We start from the raw sequence: 16738 nt of genomic DNA, 5'->3' as shown, positions 1-16738 counted from the left end.
GCCGCGCGCGCGTCAGAAGCCGATCAGCACACCGCCTGTGCCAAAGGGCATGCCTGTCCCGATGCTGGTGGTGCCCAGTCCCGGCAGCGTTCCGGTGCCGGTCAAACCCGTTCCCGTGGTTCCCGTTCCGGTGAGGCCGGGGCTGGTCAAGCCCGATCCGGTCATCCCTGTACCGGTCAGCCCGGTGCCGGTCAATCCAGATCCCGTCGTTCCTGTGCCGGTGAGGCCGCTGCCGGTCAGTCCTGATCCGGTGGTTCCGATTCCGGTCAGACCGGTGCCGGTCAGTCCCGATCCGGTGGTTCCGATTCCGGTCAGGCCGCTGCCGGTCAATCCCGATCCGGTGGTTCCGATTCCGGTCAGGCCGGTGCCGGTCAGTCCCGATCCGGCGGTGCCGAATCCGGTCAGTCCGGTCCCGGTCAACCCCGTTCCGGTGCCGGTCAGCCCTGTGCCGGCGGTGCCGGTACCGGTCAGGCCCGGAAGGGTGGGAAGGGTGGGCAGCGTCGGTACGGCGCCGGTTCCCGTCGCACCCGGCGTTCCGGTGGCGCCCGGAGCCCCGCTCGTCCCCGGCGCTCCCGGGGCTGTGGTTGCTCCGGTTGCTCCGGGTGCCGTTGCCGGTACGCCGGTGCCGGCCAGCGGAACACTGCCGAGGGTTCCGGAAACCACTTGCAGCTGCACCTGCTGCGGAAGTATCTGGCCGCGGATTTCACCATTCTGGAGTGCGGCGCTGCGCACATTGAAGTAGGCGTTTCCGCCCTGCACGGACGCCAGCTGTGACTCGGTCAGCGTTCCTTGCGCGGTCCAGATGCCGCTGCCCGGCGTCGATTCGGCAAGCGAAATACTGATGTTCCCGTTGACGCCCGGCGGCGCTTCCTGGATCTGCGCGCTGGTGCCGGTGATGCCGGCCGTGGTGATGGCCGCAGAAAATTGTCGGGTGGCAGGATTGACCAGCAAGCTCCCCGCGCCGGTTGCGGTGCTGGCATTGGCCGGCACTTGCTGGGACCCGCGCAACGCGGCAAGGAAGGTCGCGTTCGAAATCACGCTCGATACCAGTCCCGCGGGAGCGGGGGCGCCGAGGCCGGCGCTGGCTGGCGCGGTTCCAGCGCCGCCCGTGGAAGGCGCGGAGCTTTGCGCAACGATCTGTCCGCGGATTTCGCCTTCGGCAAACATTGTGCTGCCGACGTTGAAGTAGAAATCGCCTGCGCGCAAGGCGTTGTATTGCGCTTCGGTCAGCGTCGCGCGCGTGGTCCAGATCCCGCTGCCGCGCGGCGTTTCGGTGAGCGGGAAAGCGATCGTGCCGATCACGCTGGGCGCTCCCTGGCGGATCTGGGCGTCGGTCGCGGCAATCCCGGTCGTGGTCAGGGTGGCGGTCATCTGGCGCGTCGCGGGATTGATCACAACTGTGCCGGAACCGGTCGCGTTGCTGGGACGCGCCGGCACCTGCTGCACGCCGCTGAGGGTCGCGGCAAAGGTGTCCGCCAGTTCCTGTCCCGCCGCCTGCGCCGAGGGAGCGGGCGTCGTCAATGCATTGCTGGTGACGCCGCTGCTGCCGCCGCCGCCGCCGCATGCGGCGAGGGCGAGCGCAACGAGCAGGGCGAGCGCCGATGTTCCTGTCCGTTCCATGCGCATTTCTCCTTCGCGGGTGAACGTCGTGCCTGGCGAGCTTGCGCGGATAATCCGTCGGGGCAGGATGCCGGACGGCAGAAGGCCCGCTGCGCCGGGCAGCAACCGATCCAATGCAGCCTTCATGCCAGCGCCAGCGATGCGGGCGCATCGCCGACCCTCCCGCCATGCATGCGCCTGGCCGCGCGTAAGAAGTACGCGGCACGGAAAAAAATACCGGAACCTCAGCGCTTCTTCTTCAGCGCGTCGCGCATGGCGTCGAGCGCCACCGACTGGTGGCCGTCGCGCCAGACCAGCCAGGTTTTCGCGCGCGCGACCCGGTCCGGCAGCGGATAGACTGCGACGTCGTTTTCCGCATGCATCACGGCGATCACCGTGCGCGGCACGATCGCGATGCCGGAACCCGCTGCGACGCAGGCCACGATCGCGTGGTAGGACGCGAGTTCGAGCACGCGGTCGGGAACGATGGACGACATCGCAATCCAGTTCTCCAGCACACGGCGGTAGGAGCAGCCGGTGGAAAACGCGATCAGCGTCTGCTTGCGCAAGTCCTTCGGGGTCTTCACCGGCGGCGCATTCTTCGAGGTGATCAGTACCAGTTCTTCCTGGAAGGCTTCCTGCATTTCCAGGCCGGCGGCGGAAAACGGTTCGGCCACGAACGCCGCTTCGACTTCGAAGCGGTGCACCTTGGCGATCAGCGCGCCGGAGGTGCCGGTCACCAGTTCGATCTGGACTTCCGGGTAGTCGTTGTGATACCGGGAAAGCAGCGGCGGAAGACGCGCGGCCGCAGTGCTCTCCATGGTGCCGATGCGCAGCGTTCCCTGCGGCACCTTGCTGCGTAGCGCCGCCTCCGCCTCCGTCGACAGCCGCAGCAGCCGCTCCGCATAGGACAGCAGCAACTTGCCTTCGGACGACAGCACCAGCTTGCCGCCCTGGCGCTGGAACAGTTTCACGCCCAAGCGCTGCTCCAGGTTCTTGACGCGGGTGGTGATGTTGGACTGCACGCGGTTGAGCTGGCTGGCGGCGCGGGTGATGCCGCCGTAGTCGACCACCGTCTTGAAGATATGCAGCGATTCCAGGTCAATGTTTCTCATTTTGAGAACCTCCTTTCTTCATTATTCATTTTTCAGAATAGAGAGGTCAAGGTAGACTGTGTTCATGGCCGAACATCCTTCTTCCGCATCCGATGCACAAGAGCCGACCGGCATCGTTTCCGCCGGCATTGCCAAGGCGCTCGCAGGGCTGGCCGCGCTGGCGGTCGCAATGGGCATCGGCCGCTTCGCATTCACGCCCGTCCTGCCGATGATGCTGCAGGACGCCAGCTTGTCGATCTCCTCCGGCGGCCTGCTGGCGTCCGCCAACTATCTCGGCTACCTGCTGGGCGCGCTGTCCGCGATCGCGGTCCGCATCCGGCCGGAGAGGGCGATCCGCGGCGGCCTGCTGGTGATCGGCGCGGTCACGCTGGCGATGGCCTGGCCGCTGCCCTTTGCCGTGTGGGCACTGTTGCGGCTGCTGGCCGGCGTCGCCAGCGCATGGGTACTCATCTCGGTATCGGCCTGGTGCATGGAATCGCTCGCCGGCTACCGGCGCCCCTTCCTCAACAGCCTGGTGTTCGCCGGCGTCGGCACCGGCATTGCAAGCGCAGGGCTGGTGTGTATCGCGCTGATCGACGGCAATGCCTCCTCCGCGCATGCGTGGTCGGCGCTGGGCGCGCTGTCGTTCATCGTGACTGCGATGATCTGGCGTTTCTTTCCGTCCGCCGCGAGCAGCGCCGGGACCGCGAAGGCGACCGCCGCGCCGCAGCGCTACCGCTGGGACGCGCGCTCGGTGCGCCTGGTGCTGTGTTACGGCGTGTTCGGCTTCGGCTACATCATCCCGGCCACCTTCCTGCCGGTCATGGCGCGCAATGCGCTGCAGGGTTCGCCGCTGTTCGGCTGGTCCTGGCCGGTATTCGGACTGGCCGCGGCGTTGTCGACCCTGGCAACCGCCGCGCTGGTGCGGCGCATGGACAACATTGGCGTCTGGATTGCCAGCCACATCGTGATGGCGGTCGGGGTCGTGCTGCCCGTCATCTGGCCGGGGCTGGCGGCGATTTTCGCCGCGGCATTGTGCGTCGGCGGCACCTTCATGGTGATCACGCTTGTGGCGCTGCAGGAAGCCAAGCGCGTCGCCGGCGCCAGCGGGACGGTTCTGATCGCGGCAATGACGTCCGCATTTGCCGCCGGGCAGATCATCGGGCCCCTGACAGTATCGGCCGGCACCGGCAGCAATGGCGGTTTTTCGCTCGCACTGGTGATTGCTGCCGTCCTGCTGGCCGGCAGCGCCGCACTGCTGGCCGCCGGTCGTAACATGGAAGGAAAAGGAGCTGTCACATGAGCGACACCACGGCGCAAGCGCGTATGCCGCACGGCATGCCTGGTCCGGAACGCATGCCGGCACTGGCACCGGCGGCAATGGATGATGCGCAGCGCGCCGCCGCCGAGGCATTGATCGCCGGCCCGCGGGGCGCGGTGCTCGGGCCTTTCATTCCGCTGCTGCGCAGTCCGGAATTGATGAACCGCCTGCAGAAGGTCGGGGAATACATCCGCTTCCACAGTGCGCTGGAGCCGCGCATCAACGAGTGGCTGATGCTGGTCGTGTCGCGCCAATGGACCCAGCAGTTCGAATGGTGCACCCACTATCCGCTGGCGCAGAAGGCGGGCGTGAAGACGGAAGTGCTGGAGGCGCTGGCGCAGGGCGCGCGTCCGCGCGGCATGGCCGAGGACGAGGAAATCGCCTACGACTTTTGCGAGGAGCTGGCGCGCACGCACGGCGTGTCGGACGTCACCTATGAGCGCGCGCTGCGGCGCTTCGGCGAGCGCGGCGTGATCGACATGGTCGGGCTGATCGGCTACTTCACGACCGTATCGATGGTGATGAACGTGGCGCGCACGCCGCCGCAACAGGGCGCGGCGGCGCCGCCGCTGCAGCCTTTCCCGCGCTGATCAAGCGGCACCCGCCGCTACCGCCGCCGGTGTGCTGCGCGGCTTTCCGGCCCACCAGGCGGCGACGGTGAGGCCCAGGTAGGCTGCCAGCAGTTGCATTGCCACGGAGGACGGCTCGGCGGGTTGCTGGTACAGGCTGAACAGCTGCAGCGCCGTCATGCCGGCGCCGAGCGCCAGGTAACGCGCGCGGCGCGCGCCGGGAAGCCGCATGCAGAACAGCAGGCTGGCCCCCAGCAGGCCGAGTTCGAGCAGCAGTGCGAATGTCCGGTAATTCCACCAGCCCAGGCCAACCTTCATGCTGTCATACCACAGCGGCAGGTCCGGGATGTGCACCAGCAGGTCGAGCATCCAGTGCGACGCCACTGCCAGGCCGACCACGACGGCGATGCGGGCGCGGCCGGCGGTCCCGGACAGGCACAGCCAGGACAGCGCGGCGGCGGCGGCCGACCAGATGATGGCCGACGACAGGCTGTGGGTATACGGCATGAAGTAGAGGTCGAGCCCGTTCGACCGGGTGAAATCCGGAATCACCCGCAGCTTCTCCACGCCGAGCAAGACCAGTGTTCCCCAGCACAGGTCGATCAGCTGGCAGGCGATGAACCAGGCCGGCAGCGGGAGGGCCGGTGCAAGCCGATGTGCAACGAACGCAGCCGAGTAGTGCCCGACGAACATGATTGCTCCGGTTCATTTATGTTGCCTGACTATACCCCATTGCCGCCATCATACCGACAGGGCACGAAGTGATCAGAATGTCAATATATGAGTGCGGCGGGATTTGTGGCATATTGCCGGAAGTAAAGCCGGCACCGACCGGCAGCATCGCACAAGCGGAGAAGGACTCATGTTATTTCTGAAGAGCACTGCAGCGCCGGTGGCGCCGGGCGTATTTGCGGTCGATGTCGCGGCAAAGCCGCCGGGCAAGACCTTCATGATCTATGCCGCGGTCGATGCGGTGACCCTGCCGACGACCTTCATCGAGGCGGTCCAGGGGATGGGCTTCAAGCAGGTCTTTTCCAAGCCTTACACCCATCACGACGGCAAGAAGATCGTCGACCTGCACTTCCAGAAGGCAGGCACAGACATTTTCGACGGCTGGACCGCAGCAGAGAAGGAAGCGAACCTGCAGAAGATGGAAGAGGTGTTCGGCAGCTTCAACATCAAGGTCACGCCACGCGTGATGTCGCTCGCGGAAGCCTTCCGCTAGGCTGAGTTTGACAAGCTGCTGCGCGGACCGGGCTGACGCCTGCGTCGCTCTGCGTACCTCGCGTACGCGTGCGCTACTCGACGCCAATCCGGCCCGCTCGCTACGCTTGTCGAACACGGCCCGGAGCAGTTTTATCCTGTCCAATTCCGGTCTCGCTCTATGCGCCGTGCATCCTGCATGGCGAGCATCGCAGGGCCGGCCTTGGCTCGTTCTGAGGCCCGGCTTGAAGTACTCAGGCTTTCGTTCGTCATTGCGAAACATCAACGCAAGCACTGCCGCCGGCGGGCAAGCTGTGCTAGTCTATCGCCTCTTCGCGGCCGTGCGCCCACACCAGGCAATCCGGCCGCAAGAGAGATGTTTGCCCCTGCTCCCTTATCAACGGGAGCGACCGGCGGGCTGGCGGCAAAGCCGCCCCTGCCCCGGAACGGCGGAGACTTAAGCAGTCTTCGCCGGCACCGCAAACGATGGCAAGAACGTTTGCACGAGAGATCCCCTGTGTTGCGTCCCTGATCCGCGCTCCGCTGGAACGCGGCTGACCGCCGTATTGGCGTACGCCCGCGCGTGCGCCGCGCGTTGTCGCGCCGGCATTCCGCTGCTTTCCGCTCGCGCGGGGGACGGTTCTTTGCCGTATCGCGAGCCCGACCAAAAGCATTGACCGCCGCGCGGCCCCGATTGCCGCGTCCGGCGGCATTCCGCCTTTGCCGGTGCTTGTGCCGGAAATCCAATTTCAATTTTTGCGAACCATGACGACACTGGAACAACAAGCACTCGAATATCACGCCGCCGGAATGCGCGGCAAGATCGCCATCCAGGTCACCAAGCCGGTGGCCAGCCAGACCGACCTGTCGCTTGCCTATTCGCCGGGCGTTGCGGTGCCCTGCGTCGAGATCAACAAGGACCCGGCCAAGGCTTACGACTACACCGCCAAGGGCAACCTGGTGGGCGTGATCACCAACGGCACCGCGGTGCTCGGGCTGGGCGACATCGGCGCGCTGGCCGGCAAGCCGGTCATGGAAGGCAAGGCGGTGCTGTTCAAGAAGTTCGCCGGCATCGACGCCTTCGACATCGAGATCGATGAAACCGATCCGGACAAGCTGGTCGAGATCATCGCATCGCTGCATCCCACCTTCGGCGGCATCAACCTTGAAGACATCAAGGCGCCGGAATGCTTCGTCGTCGAGCGCCGCCTGCGCGAACGGCTTTCCATCCCGGTCTTCCACGACGACCAGCACGGCACCGCGATCGTGGTCGGCGCCGGCTTTCTCAATGCGCTGCACCTGACCGGCCGCGACATCGCGCTGGCGAAGGTGGTCTGCTCGGGCGCCGGCGCCGCCGCGCTGGCCTGCCTGGACATGCTGGTCGACCTCGGCGTGCGGCGCGAAAACGTGTATGTGTGCGACAGCCGCGGCGTACTTACCACCGACCGGGAACTGAGCGCCGAGAAGCGCGCATGGGCGCAGAACACGCGGGCTCGCACCCTGTCGGACGTGATCGGCATGGCCGACGTCTTCCTCGGCCTGTCCGGCCCCGGCCTGTTGCGCCAGGAGGATGTGAAGAAAATGGCGGCGCAGCCGATCGTGTTCGCGCTCGCCAATCCCGAGCCGGAGCTGCGTCCGGAACTGGTGCGCGAGGTCGCGCCGGATGCGATCGTGGCCACCGGCCGCTCCGATTACCCGAACCAGATCAACAACGCGCTTTGCTTCCCCTACCTGTTCCGGGCTGCGCTCGACTGCGGGGCGACCACCATCAACCAGGCGATGAAGCGCGCCTGCGTAGTGGCGCTGGCGGCAATGGCGCGCAGCGACGACCAGTTCGGCAAGGCCTATATCGTGCCCACGCTTCTGGACAAGCGCCTGCTTACCGGCGTCACGCCGACCATCGTTGCCGCGGCCGAGGAAAGCGGGGTGGCATGCCGGCGGCTCGACCCCACCCGCTACGCCGCCAGGCTGCAAGCACTGGCGCAGACGCTTTTGTGACAGCGCCGGCTGCAGGCGGCGGTGCGCCGGACGCCGGCGCGTCCGCGATCATGCCGCCAGGCTGTCTTGCGCGACGATGCGGTCGCGTCCGCTCTGCTTGGCGACGTACATGCGCTGGTCGGCAAGGTCGACCAGCAGTTTCCAGTCGGTGACATTGTCGGCGATCCGTTCGGCGATGCCGACGCTGGCAGTGACCGGCGTGTTATCGGGGCGCATGCCAAAGCCGACGCCGCGCAGGCGGGCCAGTGCCGCGCGCGCCTGCTCGAGGTCGGTGTTGGGCATCACCAGCACGAATTCCTCGCCGCCCCAGCGCACCAGCGTGTCCCCGCGCCGCAGGTTGGCGCCGACCGTTCCGGTCACGTCGGTCAGCACCTTGTCGCCCGCCTCATGGCCGTACACGTCATTGACCTGCTTGAAATGGTCGATGTCGAAAAAGGCGATCGAGATCGGCGCGTTGTGGCGGGCGGCATTGGTGAACTGCAGTTCCATCACTTCCTCGCCGCTGCGGCGCGAGAACACGCCGGTCAGCGGATCGCGGATCGCCTGCCGCACCAGCGCCAGCATGAACGCGAGCTGGCTCATGCCGGCCAGCGTCGCCACGCCGGTGATGAGCACCAGCAGCCAGAACGCGCCGGCGAACGAAGGCCAGTCCATCGCCTGCCAGCGCAGATAGCCGGAAACGCCCTGCGCCAGAAGGATCGGGCTGGAAATCAGCACGCTTTCGGCAAGCGTCAGCGGAAAGATCGACAGGCCCGCCAGCAGGACGAAAGGCAGGAATGCATAGCCGGCGCCGATGGCCGCCGACAGCCCGGTCAGCTGGTAGTTCGTCAGCAGCGTGTGCGAGGCGACATAGAAAACGGTCGGAATCAGGAACAGCAATCCCATCGCGCGGTACGCGTCGAACAGGTTGCCGTTGGGCCGGTAGTACAGCAGCAGGCTGGCGAACGCGGCGGCCGCGGCAAAGCGCATCAGCGCGAGATTGAACCACAGCGGGAAGGGAAACACGACGAAGTCGACCACGCTCCACAGCGGCGTGAGAACCGCGAACAGGAAGGAGAACAGCCGCACGCGGTTGACGATGACGGTGGCGCGGCGCCGCGTGACCAGCGGAATGTGCCGGTGCGGCGAGAGCAGCCACGCCATTTCGGATTCCTGCAGTTCGCCCGGCATCAGGCCGGTGAGGCGGTGCCAGATTACGTCGCTGAGTCGGTTCATGGATATGCGCGGCGGGAAAAAGGTGTCGCGCATTATCCCATAGGCAAGCCGGTACCGCCCCCGGAGAACGCCGGCGGACTCAGGTATTGCGGATCGTGACCAGGCGCGACAGGCCGAGGAAGTTCACCTTTTTCACCGACAGGATTTCCCAGTCGTATTTGAGAATCTGCTCGTCAAAGCAGAAGTCTGACCGGAAACCGATCTTGTTGGCAAGCGAGCGTACCGCGCGCTCCAGGAACCACCAGAAGCGGCTGCCGCTGAAGTGATTCAGGATCAGGATCGTGCCGCCCTTGCGGCAGACGCGCCGGATCTCCGCCACCAGCCGCTCCGGATTGGGCGTGACCGACAGCACGTAGGGAATCGCTACGCAGTCGAAGGAGCCGTCCGGAAAATCCATCGCTTCCGCATTCATCGGCACGAGATGGATGCTGCGTCCCGTCAGCTTTTCCGCGCGTTCCCGCGCGATCGCAAGCATCTCGTTGGAAATGTCGATGCCGACCACGGAAGCACTGTCGGGATAGCGCTCCAGGGTAAGGCCGGTGCCGACACCGACTTCGAGGATGGAGGTGGGCCGCGTTGAGCAGGCGGCGGCGGTCAGGGCGCGTCGTCCTGGTTCAAGGACTGCGCCGAACAGACGATCGTAGAGGGGGGCATAGAAGCGGTAGGTATCGACAACGTTATCGACGGAGATGGGATTCATGCTGGGCCGGATGATGAGATTGTCAAAATCTTATGTAAGACAATTGGACCTCAGAAAGTTCAGGCAAGGTGAAGCTTCGCAAACGTTTGCGCAAACGATCGCGACATCGTTTTAATGCGGCGCAAGCGCGATGCCTCCGAACAATCTGTAGGCAGGGCATCAGCCATGGTTGCCGGACCCCGTTCGCGCCGGTCGAGATCAAGGCAGCCCGGCGCCCGGTACCTCGACCTGGATCGCGGCTATCCGCCCGTTGCGTTCGGCCAGCGCGCGCGGCGCTTTCGAGACCCGGCCGGTCACCACGTACAAGGTATGGCGGCCGGGGCCGCCGAGCGTACATGCGATCGCCTGCTGCGTAACGGCAACCCGCGCCGCGATGCGGCCGCCTTCGAACACGCGCAGGAATTCGGCGGTGGGCGGGGAGGCGATCCAGACCGCGCCTTCCGCGTCGAGACAGATGCCGTCGGGACAGGCATTGCCAAGGTCGGCCCAGAGCCGGCGCCGATGCAGGGAGCCGTCATCGGCAATGTCGAAGGCGGTCAGCCGCTTGCCGAAGGTTTCGGCGACGATCAGCGTACCGCCGTCCGGGGTGATCACGCAGCCGTTCGGGAAAAGCAGCCCGTCCGCCGCAATCCGGGCCTTGCCATCGGGCGTGACGAGGAAGAGCGCCGTCGGCTGCGGCGCCGCCCTGTTGAACATGTCGAAGCCGAAATTGCCGATGTAGGCGCGGCCCTGCGCGTCGACCACCATGTCGTTGCAGGGGAAGGCTGCGAGTGGAGAAAGGTCGGCCGCTGTCGCCAGTTGCCCGCCGTCGAGCCGGAGCAGCCGGCGGTCTTCCATGGATACCACCAGCAGCCGCCCGTCGGGCAGCCAGCCCAGGCCGGAGGGCTGGCCCGGGACCTCGGCGACGGTGCGCAGGATGCCGTCGGAGCCGATGCGGTGCACCTTGTGCGTATAGAAATCGGAAAACCAGAGCGCGTCGTCATGCCAGCGCGGCGCCTCCGGAAAGGCGAGCCGGTCGACGACGGTGACCATGCCGGAATCGTTCTTCATGTCAGCCTCCTGCGATTTGTTGCCCGGACCCTGGCCGCTACGCGGCGCAGCCGCCATCCCACTGACTTCCCGGGCCTTCAGGCAATCCCCTTGCGTATGCTCAACAATGGCATGGGGGTAACCGGTACAGTCACCACAAGTTACAAATGATAAAACCTAATCGCCAATCGGGAGGGCAGATGGTCAACTTTATCGTCACCGGCAACTGCAAGCGCGTCGTCACGGCGGTGCTGCTTGCGATCCGCAGCTTCACCGATGCCAAGTGCGTCGTCGTCGGCGGCGCGGCGACCGGGGTCTTGCGCTGGTCCGGCCTGTGCAAGCGTCAGGTGACGGTGAACATCGACGGCGGCGATGATGCGGGTTACGTCGATGCGGTGCGCCGCGTCGCGGCGCAGAACCCGCAGGCAATCCTGATTCCTGCCGATTGCGATGCCGTCAGGCTGGTCAACCGCGTGCGCGGCAGGCTGGGTGTCCGCACCTCGCCGATACCCGACCTGCCGACGCTGAACATGTTCGACAACAAGTGGCTGTTCCACCAGTTCTGTTCCGAGCAGCGGCTGCCGGTGCCGGCCACGCGCTACTTCGGCGGCAAGGCGGAGATGGACTTCGGCGCCATCGTCGGCGAGCTCGGCCTGCCCTTTGTCGTCAAGCCCCTCAATTGCGCCGGCTCCACCGGCGTCCACATCGTCCGCTCGGAAGCCGATTTCCGAAGCTCGATCCTGGAAAACGCCGGTTACGACTACGGCGCGCTGATTGCGCAACGCTTCATTCCCGGCGCCGATGTCGATATCAGCTTCCTTGCCGTGAACGGGCGCCTGTCCGCGTGCGCGGTGCAGCAGGCGAGCGGTTCGCAGATTCATTTTCTTGCCCATCCCGCGCTGCAGGCGCTGGCGGCGGAGCTTGCCGCCGCCAGCCTCTATCACGGCGTCATGCATGTGGACGCGCGCGTGGAGGAGGGCAGCGGCAAGCTCTACCTGATCGAATCGAATCCGCGCTTCTGGGCCTCGCTAACCGCGTCGGTCTGGTGCGGGCTGAATTTCGTCGCCGAGAGCCTGCTGCCGGCGCCGAAAAACAGCGGCGTGCGCGCACTGACCGCCGGCAGCGCAAGCATGCGCCATCCGTTGATCCGGCCGGCCGCGTGGCGCGGCCTGCTGACCGACAGGAGCAGCCGCGGGCGCCTGCTGCGCGCAATGGCTTTCGATCCGCCGGCCCTGGGCGGCTTTGCGCGCGAGCTGCCGGCCACGGTGCTGCGCGCCGCGCAGCGGCCGCTGCCGGGAGGCTCGCGGCGCGCGGCCAACGCCGGGGAGCTGGCGGAGGAAATCGCGTGAGGCCGTTGCGCTCGGCATAGGTCCGTCCCGCTTTTAGAGCGTTCCTTCTGTTTTATACGGATTTCACCCTAAGTAGTTGAGCCTATTGTTATTTTCGGTTAATTACTTAGACTGAAAATAAAATGTGTGCTGGCCGGCTCCGATTCGTTCCGCCTGACGGACCATGCGACACGCAAGCGGAGGGGACGAGGATGGAGCAGAGGCGCATTTCCATGTCGGACATCGTGGTCGGCAAGCCATTGCCATGGGATGTCTACGATTCAAACAACAAGCTGCTCCTGCGCAAGGGACATGTGGTGCAGCGCGAGCAGCAGGTAGAGATGCTGGTCATGCGCGGTCTGTTCGTGATCACGAAGGGGGTGGAAACCGCCTCTCCCGCTGCCGTCGCGCGCCCGGTGGAAAGGCCGTCGGCGCTGCGCATGATCAACCTTGCCGGCAAGCGCTTGGAACGGCTTCTCTACAACCTGCACAACGAGTCCGAGTTGCAACCCAAGATTGCCGAGGTTGTCACCGCGCTGACCTGCGCGGTCAAGCTCAATTCCGATGTCGCCCTCGCCAGCATCCTGCTCAACCAGGACACGATTGCCTATCCGGTCCGCCATGGCATCGACACCGCAATCGTGTCGATGCTGGTGGCGAGGGTAATGAACAGGACGGCGGAAGAGACGCAGGCGATGATGGCGGCTGCGCTGACGATGAACGTCGGCATGCTGCGTCATCACGAGGAGCTGCACCGGCGCGAGACGCCGCTGTCGGCGGAGGAAGAGGTGATCATCCGCAGCCATCCGGAAGAAAGCGTCAGCCTGCTGCGGCGCGCCGGCATCGACGACGAGACCGTGCTGAACTATGTGCTGCTGCACCATGAGAACGAAGATGGCAGCGGCTATCCCTTCGGCAAGGGCAACGCGGACATTCCCGGGAATGTGAAGATCATCGCGCTGGCCGACCGCTATTGCGCGCGCGTGTCGGCGCGGCTTTATCGCAAGGCGATGTTGCCCAACGCGGCGCTGCGCGACATCCTGCTGTCGGAAAAGAAGAACATCGACCCGATGCTCGCCGCCAGCTTCATCCGCGAACTGGGAATCTATCCCACCGGTACCTTCGTGCGTCTCGTCAACGGCGAGGTGGGCGTGGTGACCGGACGCGGCAGCACCACCACGACGCCGGTCGTGCATGCGCTGGTCGGACCGCGCGGCGCGCCGCTGTCATTCCCGATCCGGCGCGAAACGCACAAGGAACTGCATGCGATACGCGAAGTGCTGCACGAGTCGCAGGCGGGCGTGCACGTGAACATGCAGCAGGTGTGGGGCGCGGACGCTTCGCTGTAGCCGGGCGCTGTGCGCGATTCCGGTCGACGCCCTTCCATTCTTTCCCGGGCAATGCAGGAATTTTTCCTCTTGCCCGCTTGTCTACTGGCCCCGAGGTTTTCCTGACAACAGCAGAGGTGCAACATGGACAACGTCAAGCCGCCGGCAAAGCGTCTGGACAAGACGGAAGCGGATGTGAAATCGGTCGACGGCCGTTCCGGCCAAAGCAACAAGAGCAGCCACAACAACAAGAGCCACGTGAAGTCCGGCTCCAATAGCGGGGCCGGCGGCGGAAAGAAGCAGGAGCGGCATCAGGGCCACTGACTTCTTGCGTCGGCCGCCGGCTGGCAGCGCCGCTGCGGCAGCGCCTGCGGCGGCACTATTTCTTCAACTGCCGCAACAGCTCTTCGGTCACTTCCACGATCGATTGCGGCGTCATGTCCGGCCGGATTACCCCGCGGCTGCCGTCGTCGGGCATCGTCACGCGGCGCCCCGTGAGCTTTTTCATCAGCTTGCCGAACAGGATCTCTTCGTCCGGCAGCTTCCCTTCTGGTTCGTTCATGTCACCTCCAAAGGGAGCTTAGTTGCTGTGGCTCAATATTGGTTCCGACAGGAAACTGAAATTTCGCACGGGATCACGGCACTGCCGTCCGGTGCGAATGTCCTGGAGTTGACAGAAAATATTCGCTGGGGTGCGTATTATCGTGCGCGAACCGCCGGTTTTCATCCGGCGCGCAGGCTCATTGGCAAACTACCAAGGAAAACAGGATGGCAAATACCAGAGACGTAGTAATCGTCGGTGCCGCGCGCACCGCAATCGGCACCTTCGGCGGCAGCCTGAAGGATTTCACCGCCTGTGACCTGGGCGCGATCGCAGTGAAGGAAGCGTTTGCACGGGCCAAGGTCGACCCGGCGCAGGCCGGCCAGATCGTGATGGGCAATGTTATCCATTGCGAACCGCGCGACATGTACGTATCGCGCGTCGTGGGCGTCAATGCCGGCATGGCGAAGGAGTCGGCGGCACTGACGCTGAATCGCCTGTGCGGTTCCGGCCTGCAGGCGATCGTGACCGCGGCCAATGCGATCCAGCTCGGCGACACCGACATCGCCGTCGGCGGCGGCGTCGAAACCATGAGCCGCGCGCCGTACTCTGCGCAGACGGCGCGCTGGGGCCAGCGCATGGGCGACTTCAAGATGATCGACATGATGGTGGGCGCGCTGTCCGATCCGTTCGGCGCCGGGCATATGGGCATCACCGCGGAAAACGTTGCGGCCAAGTACGGCATCTCGCGCGAGGAGCAGGACGCCTTCGCGCTCGACAGCCAGAAGAAGGCAGTCGCGGCGATCGCCGCCGGCCATTTCAAGTCCCAGATCGTGCCGGTCGAGATCCAGAGCCGCAAGGGCACGGTGGTGTTCGACACCGATGAGCATCCGAAGCAGGAGACGACGCTGGAAATGCTGGCCAAGCTCAAGCCGGCGTTCAAGAAGGAAGGCGGCACCGTCACCGCCGGCAATGCGTCCGGCCTGAACGACGGCGCCGCCGCGTGCGTGCTGATGGAAGCCGGCGCCGCGGCGCGCGCCGGCCTGCAGCCGATGGCGCGCCTGGTATCGTATGCGGTCGCCGGCGTCGATCCGTCGATCATGGGCACCGGTCCGATCCCGGCGGTGCAGCTCGCACTCAAGCGCGCCGGCCTGTCGCTGAACGACATGGACGTGATCGAATCCAACGAAGCCTTCGCAGCGCAATCGCTCGGCGTGTGCCGCGGCCTCGACCTCGATCCGGGGCGCACCAATCCGAACGGCGGCGCGATCGCACTCGGCCATCCGCTGGGTGCGAGCGGTGCGATCATCACCATCAAGTGCCTGTACGAGCTGATGCGCACCGGCAAGCGCTACGGTCTGATCACGATGTGCATCGGCGGCGGCCAGGGCATCGCCGCGGTGATCGAGCGCGTGTAACCGACGCTGTCGCGCGCAAAAAAGCCTGCATGAAGATGCAGGCTTTTTTGTTTGCGCGGGGTGTTAATAAGCAGCTGGCCCAATCTCCGTAAAATCAAAAGGTTAGTGTTTTCTTGCTGCAGCGCACAAAGGAAATTAGAGGTCGAACGGCTGCCCTGTCTTGGCCAAGAATGTGGATGTGCCGTACAGCTATTCCTGAGCACATTTATATATCGAGCCCTTATTGAACTTGCAATTTGTAAAACTTCGCCTACATTAAGTTGCTGTCATTCAGCATCCAGAGGGGAGAGTACAGATGAGCAGCATATCGGCATCCGACCGGGCGTTCTTGGCGCACCACAACATTCCCCTTTCGCAGGTTTTTGACGCCAAGGGCCGTACCATCGGCGAGTGCAAAGCCATGATGGAAGCGTTAGCCGCCATCATTGCCATAAATGCGGTTCCCTGCAAAAAAGGTGGCCACCGAATCCGGACACGTAGTAACCACTGTCCCGTCTGTGACCCCGCCAAGGTCTCCTTTATGCGGCGACATGTCGAGCCAGGGTACGTCTATATCGCACTCTCCCAACGCGGCAATCTTGTAAAGGTCGGCACGACTATCGACATTGACTCGCGTCAAAAGAATTTGAACAGCTATGCATACGGTGACCGGCGCGACTGGCAAATCAAGCACTTCAAGAAATTCGCGAAGGCCGGAGAAGCTGAATCAAAAATGCACAGCGCTTTAGCGGCATACAACGTGCCGGGTCTCTACTTTAGAGAAGGACGCTGGCAGGATTGCTACGAGCTATTTGCTTGCAGCGAGGCTGTCGCTCTGGAAGCCTTTACCCGTCTTTCAGCGTGACTACCGAACAGGGAAGCAAACTTTATTGAGGTATTACGTACGAAACCGTACAGAAGAGATGTAGCTGCTACCAATCCAGTCATACAGTTGGACCTCACCGACGGCGTTTAATCGGTGGCCGAGCGCCATCGCGAAGAACGCAGGACCTTTGATGACGAGGTGGAGTGTTTGAATCTTCTCCTCCGAGCGAAATACAGACAAGGCGTGCTTGGTCTCTGCAACCGCTGTATTCAATGTGGCTAAATCGGGGATTGGGCTGGCAGACTCCAAATAAAGCCGCGGCGCTGTCGACAACCTATGTTCATTCAGTGCCTCGTTGAGGTCATTTCTTGTCGCAGACCCAATGTGAATCATTACCACACCGTCTTGGCCCTCTCCAGCATGGCGCTCCTGGCTAAAGTAGGCGGTTGGGACCTTGTCGAAGCGGTGTAACTCGAAAACGTTATCTCGATGTATGACTTCCAGTTGATGCCCCTTTGCCGCTTTCAACGACACACCCAGCAGGGTAGCAAGGGACATGCGCAGCTCGCCATTTACACGCAATCGTTTAC

The 16738-nt window shown here is 64.4% G+C and carries 16 protein-coding genes and 1 pseudogene; 9 read left to right on the top strand and 8 right to left on the bottom strand.

Annotated features, from left to right (window positions below; translation table 11 throughout):
- Window positions 1-12: 12 nt before the first annotated feature.
- Both VEC01_RS05785 and VEC01_RS05780 read right to left on the bottom strand, forming a co-directional pair.
- On the bottom strand, window positions 13-1620 hold the full coding sequence (locus VEC01_RS05785) for a CHRD domain-containing protein (RefSeq protein ID WP_324899660.1): 1608 nt from the start codon (window positions 1618-1620) through the stop codon (window positions 13-15).
- Between the two features lie 224 nt (window positions 1621-1844).
- On the bottom strand, window positions 1845-2714 hold the full coding sequence (locus tag VEC01_RS05780) for a LysR family transcriptional regulator (protein WP_324899658.1): 870 nt from the start codon (window positions 2712-2714) through the stop codon (window positions 1845-1847).
- Between the two features lie 64 nt (window positions 2715-2778).
- On the opposite strand from VEC01_RS05780, the gene VEC01_RS05775 reads away from it, so the two are divergent.
- Both VEC01_RS05775 and VEC01_RS05770 read left to right on the top strand, forming a co-directional pair.
- On the top strand, window positions 2779-3996 hold the full coding sequence (locus tag VEC01_RS05775) for a YbfB/YjiJ family MFS transporter (protein ID WP_324899656.1): 1218 nt from the start codon (window positions 2779-2781) through the stop codon (window positions 3994-3996).
- Window positions 3993-4604, top strand: a complete 612-nt coding sequence (locus VEC01_RS05770; RefSeq protein WP_324899655.1) for a carboxymuconolactone decarboxylase family protein — start codon at window positions 3993-3995, stop codon at window positions 4602-4604. Before VEC01_RS05775 ends, VEC01_RS05770 begins: the two co-directional genes overlap by 4 nt.
- Here the strand turns inward: VEC01_RS05770 and VEC01_RS05765 are convergent, their stop codons facing one another.
- Window positions 4605-5276, bottom strand: coding sequence for a hypothetical protein (locus VEC01_RS05765; RefSeq protein ID WP_324899653.1), 672 nt, complete (start codon window positions 5274-5276; stop codon window positions 4605-4607).
- A 169-nt stretch (window positions 5277-5445) separates the two neighbouring features.
- Here VEC01_RS05765 and VEC01_RS05760 point away from each other — a divergent pair, with 169 nt between their 5' ends.
- Both VEC01_RS05760 and VEC01_RS05755 read left to right on the top strand, forming a co-directional pair.
- Window positions 5446-5808, top strand: coding sequence for a hypothetical protein (locus VEC01_RS05760; RefSeq protein ID WP_324899651.1), 363 nt, complete (start codon window positions 5446-5448; stop codon window positions 5806-5808).
- A gap of 743 nt (window positions 5809-6551) precedes the next feature.
- Window positions 6552-7733, top strand: a pseudogene (locus VEC01_RS05755) (malic enzyme-like NAD(P)-binding protein); the annotation flags it as partial.
- Between the two features lie 99 nt (window positions 7734-7832).
- On the opposite strand, the gene VEC01_RS05750 reads toward VEC01_RS05755, so the two are convergent.
- The 3 genes from VEC01_RS05750 to VEC01_RS05740 form a co-directional block, all read right to left on the bottom strand.
- Entirely contained in the window at window positions 7833-8999 is a 1167-nt protein-coding gene (locus VEC01_RS05750) for a GGDEF domain-containing protein (RefSeq protein ID WP_324899649.1), read from the bottom strand.
- Window positions 9000-9078: 79 nt separating this feature from the next.
- The gene (locus VEC01_RS05745; protein ID WP_324899647.1) at window positions 9079-9699 is read right to left on the bottom strand and encodes a class I SAM-dependent methyltransferase; all 621 of its coding nucleotides are present in this window, start codon (window positions 9697-9699) and stop codon (window positions 9079-9081) included.
- Window positions 9700-9897: 198 nt separating this feature from the next.
- Window positions 9898-10749: an SMP-30/gluconolactonase/LRE family protein gene (locus tag VEC01_RS05740; RefSeq protein ID WP_324899645.1), complete on the bottom strand. Its 852-nt coding sequence runs from the start codon at window positions 10747-10749 to the stop codon at window positions 9898-9900.
- Between the two features lie 179 nt (window positions 10750-10928).
- Here VEC01_RS05740 and VEC01_RS05735 point away from each other — a divergent pair, with 179 nt between their 5' ends.
- From VEC01_RS05735 to VEC01_RS05725, 3 genes are all read left to right on the top strand, one after another.
- A complete protein-coding gene (locus tag VEC01_RS05735) occupies window positions 10929-12077 on the top strand; it encodes an ATP-grasp domain-containing protein (RefSeq protein WP_324899643.1) in 1149 nt (382 codons plus the stop codon).
- 191 nt (window positions 12078-12268) lie between these two features.
- On the top strand, window positions 12269-13405 hold the full coding sequence (locus VEC01_RS05730; protein ID WP_324899641.1) for an HD-GYP domain-containing protein: 1137 nt from the start codon (window positions 12269-12271) through the stop codon (window positions 13403-13405).
- 123 nt (window positions 13406-13528) lie between these two features.
- A complete protein-coding gene (locus tag VEC01_RS05725; RefSeq protein WP_324899639.1) occupies window positions 13529-13708 on the top strand; it encodes a hypothetical protein in 180 nt (59 codons plus the stop codon).
- A gap of 55 nt (window positions 13709-13763) precedes the next feature.
- On the opposite strand, the gene VEC01_RS05720 is transcribed toward VEC01_RS05725, so the two are convergent.
- Window positions 13764-13946 (bottom strand): hypothetical protein, encoded by a 183-nt coding sequence (locus VEC01_RS05720; protein ID WP_324899637.1) that lies wholly within the window; start codon window positions 13944-13946, stop codon window positions 13764-13766.
- A gap of 206 nt (window positions 13947-14152) precedes the next feature.
- On the opposite strand from VEC01_RS05720, the gene VEC01_RS05715 reads away from it, so the two are divergent.
- Window positions 14153-15343, top strand: a complete 1191-nt coding sequence (locus tag VEC01_RS05715) for an acetyl-CoA C-acyltransferase family protein (RefSeq protein WP_324899635.1) — start codon at window positions 14153-14155, stop codon at window positions 15341-15343.
- 295 nt (window positions 15344-15638) lie between these two features.
- Window positions 15639-16187, top strand: coding sequence for a GIY-YIG nuclease family protein (locus VEC01_RS05710; RefSeq protein ID WP_324899633.1), 549 nt, complete (start codon window positions 15639-15641; stop codon window positions 16185-16187).
- A 33-nt stretch (window positions 16188-16220) separates the two neighbouring features.
- Here the strand turns inward: VEC01_RS05710 and VEC01_RS05705 are convergent.
- The coding region (locus VEC01_RS05705) for an SAVED domain-containing protein (RefSeq protein WP_324899631.1) at window positions 16221-16738 on the bottom strand (518 nt) is incomplete at its 5' end.

The sequence above is a fragment of the Noviherbaspirillum sp. genome (genome assembly GCF_035627455.1).
In the GTDB taxonomy this organism is placed as follows: domain Bacteria; phylum Pseudomonadota; class Gammaproteobacteria; order Burkholderiales; family Burkholderiaceae_D; genus Noviherbaspirillum.
Note: the sequence above shows the minus strand (reverse complement) of the source record. Positions and strands in the feature narration are given on the sequence as shown.